This window comes from Nocardiopsis sp. NPDC050513 (genome assembly GCF_044457925.1).
In the GTDB taxonomy this organism is placed as follows: domain Bacteria; phylum Actinomycetota; class Actinomycetes; order Streptosporangiales; family Streptosporangiaceae; genus Nocardiopsis.
On record NZ_JBITHK010000006.1, the window covers coordinates 85303 to 97870 of the forward strand.

Sequence of the window (12568 nt, forward strand, 5' to 3'; positions counted from 1 at the left end):
ACGTCGGAGCGCAGGTGGCGATATTTCGGACTCGGGGCCAATCAGCACACCCGCATCCAAGAATTCAGTCACTTTCCGTAAGCCCATAAATTCAGCGGGCATCCACAACACCAGGAGTGCGCGGTATGACCACCGGAGACCCCGGGAATACTGTTGCGTACATCTACAACTCGGCCGTGGCGGCCTCGGCGGTCAGCGCCGCCTGGGAACTCGGCGCCCTGGACCAGCTCGACCAGCGGGGCTCCCTGGACGTGCACGAGTTCGCCGCCGACCACCGCCTGGACGTCCCGGCGACCCTCGGTCTCTTCCGGGCGCTGGCCTCCGTCGACATCGTCCACCGCGAGGACGCCAAGGTGGTTCCGGGCCCGCACTTCGCCGAGACCCTGCGAACCAGGTCCTTCTTCCACTGGCTCACCCGCGGCAGCGCCGAACTCTTCCGCCGGATGCCGGAGCTGTTGCGCGAGGAGAACCGCGTGGGCGACTTCCACCGGCGCGACAGCGCCGCGATCGCCCGCGCCTGCCGCGAGATCAGCGCGTTCTGCTACGACCCGTGGTTCTGGGAGGCCGTCGACGGGCTCGACTTCGCCGTCTCGGCCGTCGCCGACCTGGGCTGCGGCAGCGGTGACCGGCTCATCAAGCTCCTGGAACGCCGACCCGGCGCCCGTGCGGTGGGCGTCGACATCGCCCGCCCCGCGCTGGACGTCGCCCAGGAGGCGGCGGCCGCGGCCGGCCTCGCCGACCGCGTCACCCTGCTGGAGGCGGACGTCCGGACGATGGAGGCGCGCCCCGAACTGGCCGGCGTCGACCTGCTCACCTGCTTCATGATGGGCCACGACTTCTGGCCGCGCGACCGCTGCGTGGACACCCTGCGCCGACTCCGCGCGCTGTTTCCCGACGCCCGCCGATTCCTGCTGGGCGACGCCACACGGACAGTCGGGGTCGCCGACCGGGACCTGCCCGCGTTCGCACTGGCCTTCGAATGCGGCCACGACATCATGGGCACCTTCATCCCCACCGCGGGCGACTGGGAATCGGTGTTCGAGGAGGGAGGGTGGCGTCTCCTGCGAAAACACTCCATCGACATCGCGGTCGGCGAGGTGATATTCGAGCTGGAACGGCTCTGACCGGCGACGTAATACCCCACCGACGACGACCGGACCGCGAGGTGAAAAATGCCCACCCAGCCCCCCGCGCCACACTTGCACCACATCGCCCTCCAGACATTCGACCTGGACAACTGCATTTCCTGGTACCAGGACTTTCTCGGGTGCCGCCCCACCTGGTCGACCGACCGTTTCTCCGACCTGACGCGCGACCGCCTTCCCGGAATCACGAGAATGGCCGAGGTCACCGTGTCGGGAACCCGGTTCCACCTGTTCGAACGCGGCGGACCGGAGGCGCCCGACGCGCGCCGGAGCGCGCCGCAGTTCCAACACGTGTGCATGGCGGTCCCCTCCTCCGAGGAACTGCGCGCGTGGCGGACCCGGTGGTTCGAGGTCCGCGATTCGGGGCGCCACACGTTCCTGGGATCGGAGGAGCCGACCGGGATCGTGGTCGACGACGACCTCGTGGAGAGCTTCTACTGCCTCGACGTCAACGGGCTGGAGTTCGAGTTCTCCCACGTCCCGGAGGGTCCGCGGTGAGCGCGCGGTCCGCCGAGGCCGCCCTCGCACCGCCCGGACCGCACGGCTGGGACTTCAGCGACTACCCCTTCGGGCTGGAGCCGATGACGCTCCCGCACCCCGGAGCGACCGTCACCCCCGAACCCGGATCCCTCCCGGAGGACGTGCTCGACGCCCACCGCTCCCTGTCGGTCCAGCACGAGGCCGGGTTCGAGCCCACCGCACCGGCCGGCGACGACCTCGAACGCCTCTTCTGGTTCCGGTGGATGATCGGCCACCACGTCTCGTTCGCGCTGTGGCGTCTGCTCGCCGACGCCCTCGCCCGCGTCTCCCCGGGCTCCCCGGACGGCGACGACCAGCGTGAGCTGGCCAGGGCGATCACCCAGTACGTCCGGGCCTACTGCGGGATGCTCCTCTACACCGGGTCCTCCACGCGGCAGGTCTACAACGCGGTCATCCGTCCCAGCATGTACCGCCTGCACAGCACCTTCAGCGGAACCTGGGCCCCGGACTACCCGGCGGTGCGCAGCCTGTTCCGCGGCCGCAGGACCCCGCCGGTGCACGGCGCGGAGATCGGCGCTCTGGAACGCGAGGTGCGGCTGAGCAATCTGATCCACCTGGGAGTGTCCTCCAAGCTCGTCGTCGACGGCCGCTCGCTGCTCCAGCACTCGATCGACACGCCCGACACGCACCAGCCGCGCATGTGGGGCGCGATCTTCGACTGCTACTTCCTTACCCTGCGCGCCCCTGTCACGCCCGACCGCGTCGTGGCGCAGCTGCTGCGGCGCGTGAAGGCGATCGCGATCGACGTGGCCACGAACGGCCTGTACCCGGGCGCGGCGCACAGCGCCGAGGAGTCGCCGGAGGAACTGGCGCGGCCGGAGGTCCTCGCGTGCGAGCGGGAACTCACCGCCACGCTCGTGGGGGTCGCGGGGCTGGCCGCCGGGCTCGTCCCGGAACCGGGCGGCGCCCCGACCGTTCCGTGCGCCGCCCACGCCTCTCCCGACCCTCACAGCCTGGGCGGTCCAGGCGGCCCGGACATCCCGAACGTTCCGGAAGGAGGGTGAGGGCCGTGCGGCACGGAGTCATCCTGTTGCCCGAACACCGCTGGTCGCGGGCCCGGCGACTGTGGGCGCACGCCGAGGCGCTGGGTTTCGACCACGCGTGGACCTACGACCACCTCTCGTGGCGCTGGTTGCGCGACGAACCGTGGTTCGGCACCGTCCCGACCCTGACGGCGGCCGCCACAGCGACCTCGCGCATCACCCTGGGCACCATGGTGGCCAGCCCGAGCTTCCGCCACCCCGTGGCCTTCGCCAAGGACCTCATGACGCTGGACGACGTGTCCGGCGGCCGCCTCGTCTGCGGCATGGGCGCGGGAGCCCCCGGATACGACGACGACGTACTGGGCGCGCCCTCCCTGTCGCCCTCCGAACGGGCCGACCGGTTCGCCGAGTTCGTCGTCCTCACCGACGCCCTGCTCCGCCAGGGCGAGACCGACCACGAGGGCCGGTACTTCACCGCGCGCGGCGCGGTCATGCGACCCGGGTGCGTCCAGTCCCCGCGCGTCCCCTTCGCCGTCGCCGCGACCGGCCCGAGGGGCATGCGCCTGGCCGCCCGGTACGCCGACGTCTGGGTGACCGCCGGTCCGCCGGGATGGGCCGAGCCGCTGCGGTACGACGGGGCGCTGCCCGTCCTGCGCGAGCACGTGGCGGCGGTGGAGGAGGCCTGCGCCGCGGTCGGACGGGATCCCGCGAGCCTGCGCCGCCTGGTCGTGGTCGGCGCGGTGATCCGGGGGGTGACCTCGTCGGTGGAGTCCTACCGGGAGGCCGCGGGGATGTTCGGCGACCTCGGTTTCACCGACCTGGTGACGCACTGGCCGAGGGACGGCTTCCCCTACCAGGGCCGACTCGACGTACTGGAGGACATCGCCGCCGGCGTCCTCACCCCGGGAGGCGGCGCGTGATCGGGTACGAGGTCGTCGACATGTTCGCCGAACGTCCCTACGCGGGGAGCCCGCTCTGCGTGGTCCCGGAGGCGCAGGGGCTGTCGGGGGCGGCGATGCGGGCGATCGCGGCGGAGGTCAACACCGCCGAGACCGCGTTCGTCCTCCCGCCGACCGTCCCGGAGGCCGCCTACCGGGTCCGCGTGTTCACGCCGCTGCGCGAGTCTGCGCACGGAGGCCACTCCGCCGTCGGGACCGCGGCCACCCTGGCGCGGCTCGGTGTGCTGCCGCCCGGCCGGACGGTGCAGGAGTGCGGCGCGGGTCGGCAGGAACTGGTCGTGGCCGACGGGCGTGCGGAACTCCTCGGGCGCGGCGCGCTCCCCGGATCGCCGCTGGCCCCGGGACCGCTTCTCGCCGCGGCCGGGCTCTCCGAGCACGACCTCGCCGACGCCGAGCCGGGGTCGGCGGGGTACGGCGGTGGGTTCGCCTTCCTCCCCGTACGCGCGGACGCGGTCGCCGGGGCCCGGCTCGACCGCGCCGCACTCGCCGCCGCGGGACTCCCCGCCCTCTGCCTCGTCGCCTGGGACTCCGATCGGCGGTGCGCGCACACCCGCCTGTTCGCCCCCGGATTCGACCTACCGGAGGACCCGGCCTGCGCGCCCGTGGCCATGGGGCTGGGCGTGTGGTTGGTACGCACCGGGTGGCTGCCCGGCTCGGACGGGACACACGCCTACACCGTCCGCCAGGGGGAGGAGGTCGGCCGACCCGCCCGCCTGGAGTGCACGGTGTCCGTCGAGGGCGGAGAGGTCGCGCACGGCGGGGTGACCGGGGACGTCGTCCCCGTCGCGCTCGGCCGCGCCGTCGTCCCCGTCGAACCGGCCGACGGACAGCCCCTCCGGGCCACCTAGACACCCCGCGAGCCGCACCCGGCGCTCCGGGCGCGGAAGCCCCAGTTCCAGACCCGACAACCCTAAGGACACTCCGTGCTCTCTCGACCCGAGCTCCACGGCACCCGCGGCGCCGTCGCGTCCACCCACTGGCTCGCGTCGGCGGCCGGGATGGCCGCGCTCGACCGGGGCGGCAACGCCTTCGACGCGGCCGCGGCGGCCGCGTTCGTCATCCAGGTGGTGGAACCGCACCTGAACGGACCCGCCGGAGACGTCCCGATCCTGGTGTACGACGCGGCGGCCGAGCGGGTGAGCGTCATCTGCGGACAGGGGCCGATGCCCGAGGCCGCGACCCCCGCCGAGTTCCGGCGGCGCGGCCTCGACGCCGTGCCCGGCTCCGGTCTCCTGGCGGCCTGCGTGCCCGGCGCGTTCGGAGCGTGGCTGCGGCTGCTGCGCGACCACGGGCGGCTGCGCGTCGAGGACGTGCTGGAACCGGCGATCGGGTACGCCGAGGACGGTTATCCGCTGCTGCCGAAGGCCGCGGCGATGATCGGTGTCCTCGCTCCGCTCTTCCGCGACGAGTGGGCCGAGTCGGGGCGCACCTACCTGAGGCAGGGGCGCGCCCCGGCCCCCGGCACACGCGTGCGCAATCCGGCGCTGGCGGCGACCTTCCGGCGCGTCGTCGCGGAGGCGAGGGCCGCCGGGCGGGACCGCGAGCGCCAGGCGGACGCGGCGGTCTCCGCCTTCTACGAGGGCTTCGTCGCCGAGACGATCGACCGGTTCATGGCCGCCGGCGAGTACGCCGACTCCACCGGGCGCCGCAACGGGGGCCTGCTGACCGGCAAGGACATGGCCGACTGGCGCCCGGGCACGGAGGAGCCGGTGGCCCTCGACTACAGGGGCCTGCGCGTGCACAAGGCCGGGCCGTGGTCGCAAGGGCCGGTCTTCCTCCAGCAGCTGGCCCTCCTGGAGGGCTTCGACCTGGCCGCGGCGGGGTTCGGGAGCGCCGACCACCTGCACACGGTCGTGGAGTCCGCCAAGCTGGCCTTCGCCGACCGGGAGGCCTGGTACGGGGACCCCAACCACGCCGACGTACCGCTGGCCGCCCTGCTCGACCGCGGCTACGCGGAACGCCGCCGGGGGCTCATCGGCCCCGAGGCGTCGGCCGTGCTGCGGCCGGGCTCCCCCGACGGCCGGGAACCGTGGATCCCCCCGCTGCCGGACCCCGCCGTTCCCGGGGGACCCGACTGGGCGGCTCAGCTGGACAGCGGCATCCCCACCGTGGTGGCGCGCACGGCCGCCCAGGGGGACACCTGCTGCGTCAGCGCCAGCGACCGGGACGGGAACATGGTGGTCGCCACGCCCAGCGGAGGCTGGCTGAAGAGCTCGCCGGTGGTGCCGGGGCTGGGCTTCCCCCTGGGGACCCGGGGGCAGATGGCCTGGCTCGCCGAGGGGCACAACAACTCGCTCGCCCCGGGCAAGCGCCCGCGCACGACGCTGAGCCCGAGCCTGGTCCTGAGGGACGGCCGTCCGTACCTGGCGTTCGGAACGCCGGGGGGCGACCAGCAGGACCAGTGGACGCTGCACTTCCTCGTCAACCACGTGGACTTCGGGATGGGGCCGCAGGCGGCGGTGGAGGCGACCGCCTTCCACACCGACCACGCGCCCGCGTCGTTCACCCCGCACCGGTCCCGGCCGCGCTCGGTCGTGGTCGAGGAGGGGTTCGAGCCCGGTGTCCTGGCGGAACTGCGGCGGAGGGGCCACGAGGTGGACGTGGTGACGGCGGGAACGCTGGGGAGGGTGTGTGCGACCGGTGTGACCGCCGACGGGGGCGTGGTCGCCGCGGCCAGCCCGCGGGGGGAGCAGGCCTACGCCGTCGCCCGCTGACGTCCGGGGCGGGCGTCCGCGAACGGCGGGGACGAAGGGTGTTCGGGTCCTCGGTCGGCGAACGGCCGGGCCCGCCCGAGTTGTACGATCGGGACGGCACGACCCCGCCCCGGCAGCCCGCGGCGGGATCCACGGCGACCACGGAAACGGACGGGCATGGACGCTGAGGCAACCCAGGTGATGACCAGGACCGGTCAGTTCACGACCACGAGCGTCAGCTGGGAGACCCCCGTACGCAGTCGGCTCGCCGCCGCGATCGACCGCCTCTCCGGCCCGCTGGCCGAGCTCGTCGAACGCGACGCCAACGAGGGCGACACGCGGATGCTCGTCGCCGACATCCTCAGCGTCGGCATGAACTACAGCAAGTACCAGGACCTGACCACGGAGTACCGCACGGGCGGTGAGTCGGTCGACTACGCGATCGTCCGCGACGGCGCGCTCTTCGCGCCCGTCGAGGTCAAGGGCATCGCGCAGGACTTGGACGTGCGCAACATCCAGACCGCCCGCCGGGTGGCCGCCGAGCACGAGGCCGAGTGGATCGTCCTGACCAACGGGCGGCTGTGGAAGGCCTACCACCTGCGACCCGCCGAGGACGGCGAGGGCGCCCAGCCGGTCCTGATCGTCGACGTCGACCTGATGGACGCCGCGTCCCACGACCGCGGCATCGACGCGCTGTTCCACCTCACCCACGAGGCGGTGGAGCACGGCCGCCTGGAGACGCTGCGCAGGTGGAACGGGGCGCTGGAGGCCGAGCCGCTCGCGGCGGTCCTGCGCTCGGAGGCCGTGGTGGCGGCCGTGCGCGCGGAGGTCCGCAGCGCGACCGGGCACCCGGGGCACAGCGGCGACGCCGACCAGGTCCTGCGCGCGCTGACCGACTCCGTCATCGCCCGGGGTCTGCTGCCCGAGGAGGAGTAGGGGCGACCGGACGGGTGCCCAGGTAGACCGTGTTCGCCGACGGCTCGTCCCGGTAGGGGTTGGCGAACGCGACCACCTCGGCGCGCACCCGGTCCAGCGCCGTGCCGAGGACCTCCAGGTAGGCGTCGTCGGGCGGGTCGTCGGACCACAGCGCGAACACCCCGCCGGGGCGCAGGTGGTCGGTGAGGCGTCGGGTGCCCGCCTGCGTGTAGAGCTCCGCGTGTGATGGGTCCAGGACGTGCCGGGGCGAGTGGTCGATGTCCACGACCAGGGCGTCGAAGACGCGGTCGGGCTCGTCCGGGAGCAGACCGCCGGGCGAGGCGACCTCCGCGAAGAAGTCGGCGCGGACCAGGCGGCAGCGCGGATCGGTGGACAGCGCCCCCGCGTCCGGGACCAGGCCGCGCTCGTGCCAGTCGACCACGGCGTCCAGGACCTCGACCACGGCCAGGGAGCGCACGCCGGGGTCGTCGAGGACGGCCGCCGCCGTGTAGCCCAGCCCGAGGCCGCCGACCACCACGTCGAAGCCCTCGGTGCGGCCGCCCGCGCGCAGTTCGGCCAGGGCGAGCCGCGCCATCTCCTCCTCGGCCGCGGTGAACAGGCTCGACATGAGGAACGCGTCGTCGAGCCGGATCTCGTGGACGTCGGTGCGGGCCACCGGGTCCCACCGGCGGCGCAGGCTGATCTCACCGATGGGGGTGGGGCACCAACCGAGCTCCTCGATCCGGGGTTTCGCCACGAGCACTCCTGACGTGGAAGGAAGCGGGTCCACGGCGACCCTACGGCACCGCTTCCCCCGGTGTGGGAAGCCGCAAGTTTGCAGAAATTTTCTGGAAACTCTTGCAGGAGGGGCGCGGCCCTCATTACCGTTCCGGTGACCGCCCCAGGCGAGAGGACGACTCCCCCCATGAGACCTCCGTGGCACCGGACAGCCGGCCCCGAACGCCGAGACCGCCCACGACCGGGGCGGACGATCGCCTCCGGACTGATCGCCCTGCTGGTGGCGCTCCCACCGCTCGCCGCCTCCCGCAGCGCGACGGCGGCGGCGGAGCCCGTCGGAACGGACCTCACCGCCCAGCGCGCGCACTGGATCGAGACGGACACCCTGCTGTGGCCCGCCGCGCTCGACCCCGACCGCACCTACTCCCTGGTCTCCTCCCGGGGAGCGGACCTCGACGCCTCCGACGGCGCACTCGACGGCTCCGACATCACCGTGGAGCTGAGCCCGGATCCCGACGGCCTGACCGACGCCCAGCGCGCCGCCTGGCCGCACCTGGCCGACCTGACCGTCCTCACCCCGGACCGCGTCGTCACCCCTCAGGTGCGCAGGGCCCTGACCGGCCAGCTCGCCGTCGTCGAACAGGACGGCGACGGACGGGTCACCGCGGCGACCGGTGTCCAGATCCCGGGAGTCCTCGACGACCTCTACGCGGACGCCGCCGACGCCGACCTCGGCGCCGTCTGGGACGACCTCGGCCGCCCGACCGTCTCCGTGTGGGCGCCCACCGCGCGGTCGGTCAGCCTGGAGCTGTACGACGACTCCGCCACCGACGCGTTCCGCTCCGTCCCGATGCGGTTCGACCGGCGGACGGGCGTGTGGTCCGCCACCGGCCGGGAGGACTGGCACGGCCGCTACTACACGTTCGACGTGCGCGTCTTCGCCCCCACCACCGGACGGGTGGAGCACAACCGGGTCACCGACCCCTACGGCGTGTCGCTGGCCGCCGACTCCGCCCGGTCCCACCTGGTCGACCTCGACGACCCCGCGCTCGCTCCGCCGGGCTGGGACGACCAGGCCAAACCCGAGGCCGTGCCCGTGAACGAGGCGGTCGTCTACGAACTCCACGTCCGCGACCACTCGGTCAACGACCCGACCGTGCCCGAGGACCTGCGCGGGACGTTCGGGGCGTTCGCCGAACAGGACTCCGAGGGGATGCGGGACCTCGCCGCGCTCGCCGAGGACGGCCTCGACTACGTGCACCTGCTGCCCGCCTACGACATCGGTTCGGTCCCCGAGAACCCCGCCGACCGGACCGAACCCGACTGCGACCTGGCCTCGTTCGCGCCCGACTCCCCCGGACAGCAGGCGTGCGTGGGCGACGCGCGCGGCGGGGACTCGTTCAACTGGGGCTACGACCCCGTCCACTACACCGTGCCCGAGGGCTCGTACGCGACCGACCCCGACGGCTCCGCGCGTGTCGCCGAGTTCCGCTCCATGGTGGGCGGGCTCAACGACGCGGGTCTGCGCGTGGTGATGGACGTCGTGTACAACCACACCTACGCGGCCGGACAGGACGAGCGTTCGGTGCTCGACCGGATCGTGCCCGGCTACTACCACCGGCTCCTGGAGGACGGCTCGGTGGCCACCTCCACCTGCTGCCCCAACACTGCCCCGGAACACCTGATGATGGGGCGGCTGGTCGTGGACTCGGTGACCACGTGGGCCCGCGCGTACCGCGTGGACGGCTTCCGGTTCGACCTCATGGGCCACCATCCGAAGCGGAACATGCTGGACGTGCGCGAGGCGCTGGACGCACTCACCCCGGAGGAGGACGGGGTCGACGGCTCCGACATCATCCTGTACGGGGAGGGCTGGAACTTCGGCGAGGTCGCCGACGACGCCCGGTTCGAGCAGGCCACACAGCTCAACATGGCCGGGACCGGCATCGGTACCTTCAACGACCGGCTGCGCGACGGCGTGCGCGGCGGGGGTCCCTTCGACGCGGACCCGCGTGTGCAGGGCTTCGGCAGCGGCCTGTACACCGACCCCAACACGTCCCCCGCCAACGGCACGGAGGAGCAGCAGCGCGACCGCCTGCTCGCCTACCACGACCTGGTCAGGGTCGGGCTGACGGGCAACCTCCGCGACTACCGGTTCACCTCGTCCTCCGGCACGGAGGTGACCGGCGCGGAGGTCGACTACAACGGAGCCCCGGCGGGCTACACGCTCGTCCCCGGCGAGGCGGTGACGTACGTCGACGCGCACGACAACGAGACCCTGTACGACGCGCTCGCCTACAAGCTGCCTCCGGACACCCCGATGGAGGACCGGGTGCGCATGCAGTCGCTGTCGCTGGCCACGGCGCTGCTCGGGCAGGGGACGGCCTTCGTGCACGCGGGTTCGGAACGGCTGCGGTCGAAGTCGCTGGACCGCAACTCCTACGACTCCGGTGACTGGTTCAACCGGTTCGACCGGGACTGCGGACAGGGCAACAACTTCGGGGCGGGCCTGCCCCCGGCGTGGGACAACGAGGACAGGTGGCCCTACGCCGGACCGCTCCTCGCCGACCCGGCGCTGGTCGCGGACTGCACGGCCATGGAGACCAGCCGGGAGCGGTTCGGCGAGCTGCTGCGGATCCGCGAGTCGACCCCCGCCTTCTCCCTGGGCACAGCCGAGGAGATCCAGGCCCGGCTGACCTTTCCGACCAGCGGCGCGGACGAGACCCCGGGCGTCATCACGATGCGCGTGGACACCGCGGGGCTCGACGGAGCGTGGGAGTCGGTGACGGTCGTGTTCAACGCGGGCGTCGAGCCCGCCGAGGAACGCGTGGACGCCCTGGTCGGCGCGGACGTCGGCCTGCACCCGGTACAGGCGGACTCCACGGACCCGGTGGTGCGCGGGTCGGCCTTCGATCCGGCGACCGGCACGCTCACGGTGCCGCCCCGCACCGTCGCCGTGTTCGTCGAGGACTGACCGACCGCTCCTGATCCGGTGGAGCCGCCCGCCGCCCCCGACGGGGAGGCGGGCGGCTCCGCGCACACGCGGTCGGCGGGCGTCAGTCGACCCCGGCCCGCTGCTCCTCCGCCGTCCGACGGCCGAGGACGACGACCACCGCCGTGGACAGCGCGACGAGCCCCGCCAGGGCCAGCGCCACGGCGTGGAACGCGTCGGTGAAGGCCGCGCCAGACAGGCGCCCGCCGGTGAGGACGGCCAGCACGGCGCCCACCGCGGCGATGGAGATCGTCTCCAGGGTCAGGCGGGAGGCGTTGAACACGCCCGCCGCGGTCCCCGCGCGTTCGGCGGGCACAGTAGCCAGCGCCAGACCGTCGATCAGACCGTTGGTGAGCCCCACACCCATTCCGACCAGGAGGAACGGCACGAGGAGCCGCGGGGGTGCGGCGTCCGGCCCCAGTGCCGTGAGGCCGAGGGCGCCCGCCCCGCACAGGACAAGGGCACCGACCACGACCGCCGTGTGCGGGAGGCGCGCGGCCAGCTCGGCGCCGACGGTGGGCAGCACCAGCGTGGGCACCGTGAGCATCAGCAGCCACAGACCTGCCTGCCCGGGCCCCAGGTCGACCACCGCGACCAGGTAGGACGGCAGGTACACCAGCAGCGGGACGAGCACGGCCATGAAGGTGGCCGCCGCCAGCGCGTAGGCCGCGAACCGCCGGTTGGCCAGGACCGCGACGTCGACGAGCGGGTCCGGTCGGCCGCGCTCCACCAGGGCGAACACGGTGAACAGCAGTGCCGACACCGCCAGTGCGCCGACCGTCAGGACCGGGCCGCGACCGGGGCCCTCCACCAGCGCGGTGATCAGGGTGAGCAGCGCGCCCGTGAACAGGACGGCGCCGAGCACGTCGACGCGGCGACCGGTGCCCCGGACCGCGGGCAGCAGCGGCACCAGGAACAGGACCGCCCCCGCCACCACGGCGGGAACGGCGAAGGCGGACCGCCATCCGAGGGTGTCGACGCACACCCCCGCCACGGCCGGACCGAAGGCGGTACCCGCCCCCACGACCGTGCCGAGCAGGCCGAACGCGCGGGCACGCGCCGGGCCCTCGAAGACGGCCGTGAGCATCGAGGCGCCCCCGGCGACGACGGCCGCCGCACCGGCGCCGCCCAGGGCCCGGACGGCGATCAGGACGGTGATGTCCTGGACGAGCAGGCTCGCCAGGCCGCTGACGCAGAACAGCACGATGCCGACGGTGTAGATCCTCCGGCGGCCGACCGCGTCGGCGACGGAACCGGCGGACACCAGGAAGGCGGCGAAGCAGGCGTTGTAGGCGTTGACGACCCACTGCGCGCCGGCCAGCCCGCCGCCGAACTCCGCCTGGACGGCGGGAAGGGCGGCGGAGGCGCCGGTGATGGACAGTGGGAGGACGAAGACAGAGGTCAGAACAGCGGCGAGGACGAACTCGCCGCGCTTTCGAGCGGGCAAGGAGGGTGCTCCAGGAGTCGGGATCGGAGCCGGGCAGCACTAAGCGCCGCACCGGCGTGGAACGCTGACGCGGCGGGGCTGACGTGGGGAGGTCGGCCGCCGCTAGGCGGCCTGGTCATCCGACTCGGGCACGGGGGGAAGGCTAGCGGGACCGTC

At 73.4% G+C, this 12568-nt stretch carries 10 protein-coding genes; 8 read left to right on the top strand and 2 right to left on the bottom strand.

Annotated elements, in window-relative coordinates; genetic code table 11:
- The first annotated feature begins 125 nt into the window (after positions 1-125).
- The 7 genes from ACIBFB_RS12690 (at position 126) to ACIBFB_RS12720 (ending at position 7256) form a co-directional block, all read left to right on the top strand.
- Positions 126-1124: a class I SAM-dependent methyltransferase gene (locus tag ACIBFB_RS12690; protein WP_397229408.1), complete on the top strand. Its 999-nt coding sequence runs from the start codon at positions 126-128 to the stop codon at positions 1122-1124.
- A gap of 48 nt (positions 1125-1172) precedes the next feature.
- Positions 1173-1643: a VOC family protein gene (locus ACIBFB_RS12695; RefSeq protein ID WP_397229410.1), complete on the top strand. Its 471-nt coding sequence runs from the start codon at positions 1173-1175 to the stop codon at positions 1641-1643.
- Complete coding sequence (locus ACIBFB_RS12700; RefSeq protein WP_397229412.1) at positions 1640-2689, top strand: hypothetical protein; 1050 nt, start codon at positions 1640-1642, stop codon at positions 2687-2689. Before ACIBFB_RS12695 ends, ACIBFB_RS12700 begins: the two co-directional genes overlap by 4 nt.
- A gap of 5 nt (positions 2690-2694) precedes the next feature.
- Positions 2695-3588, top strand: coding sequence for an LLM class flavin-dependent oxidoreductase (locus tag ACIBFB_RS12705; protein ID WP_397229414.1), 894 nt, complete (start codon positions 2695-2697; stop codon positions 3586-3588).
- Positions 3585-4475 carry a PhzF family phenazine biosynthesis protein gene (locus ACIBFB_RS12710; protein ID WP_397229416.1) on the top strand — a complete coding sequence of 297 codons (891 nt, stop codon included), beginning with the start codon at positions 3585-3587 and terminating at the stop codon, positions 4473-4475. The genes ACIBFB_RS12705 and ACIBFB_RS12710 overlap by 4 nt, the downstream gene beginning before the upstream one ends.
- Before the next feature lie 75 nt (positions 4476-4550).
- Positions 4551-6341 carry a gamma-glutamyltransferase family protein gene (locus tag ACIBFB_RS12715; protein ID WP_397229418.1) on the top strand — a complete coding sequence of 597 codons (1791 nt, stop codon included), beginning with the start codon at positions 4551-4553 and terminating at the stop codon, positions 6339-6341.
- A gap of 156 nt (positions 6342-6497) precedes the next feature.
- Positions 6498-7256: a hypothetical protein gene (locus ACIBFB_RS12720; RefSeq protein WP_397229420.1), complete on the top strand. Its 759-nt coding sequence runs from the start codon at positions 6498-6500 to the stop codon at positions 7254-7256.
- On the opposite strand, the gene ACIBFB_RS12725 is transcribed toward ACIBFB_RS12720, so the two are convergent.
- Entirely contained in the window at positions 7222-7992 is a 771-nt protein-coding gene (locus ACIBFB_RS12725; protein WP_397229422.1) for a spermidine synthase, read from the bottom strand. The genes ACIBFB_RS12720 and ACIBFB_RS12725 overlap by 35 nt on opposite strands.
- Before the next feature lie 168 nt (positions 7993-8160).
- Here ACIBFB_RS12725 and pulA point away from each other — a divergent pair, with 168 nt between their 5' ends.
- The gene (gene pulA, locus ACIBFB_RS12730) at positions 8161-10947 is read left to right on the top strand and encodes a pullulanase-type alpha-1,6-glucosidase (RefSeq protein ID WP_397229424.1); all 2787 of its coding nucleotides are present in this window, start codon (positions 8161-8163) and stop codon (positions 10945-10947) included.
- 82 nt (positions 10948-11029) lie between these two features.
- On the opposite strand, the gene ACIBFB_RS12735 is transcribed toward pulA, so the two are convergent.
- Entirely contained in the window at positions 11030-12412 is a 1383-nt protein-coding gene (locus ACIBFB_RS12735) for an MFS transporter (RefSeq protein WP_397229426.1), read from the bottom strand.
- Positions 12413-12568 lie beyond the last annotated feature (156 nt).

Bases quoted from the DNA above. Each gene is read 5' to 3' on its own strand.
- ACIBFB_RS12690 (WP_397229408.1), top strand. From the start codon at position 126: ATGACCACCGGAGACCCCGGGAATACTGTTGCGTACATCTACAACTCG.
- ACIBFB_RS12695 (WP_397229410.1), top strand. From the start codon at position 1,173: ATGCCCACCCAGCCCCCCGCGCCACACTTGCACCACATCGCCCTCCAG.
- pulA (WP_397229424.1), top strand. From the start codon at position 8,161: ATGAGACCTCCGTGGCACCGGACAGCCGGCCCCGAACGCCGAGACCGC.
- ACIBFB_RS12720 (WP_397229420.1), top strand. From the start codon at position 6,498: ATGGACGCTGAGGCAACCCAGGTGATGACCAGGACCGGTCAGTTCACG.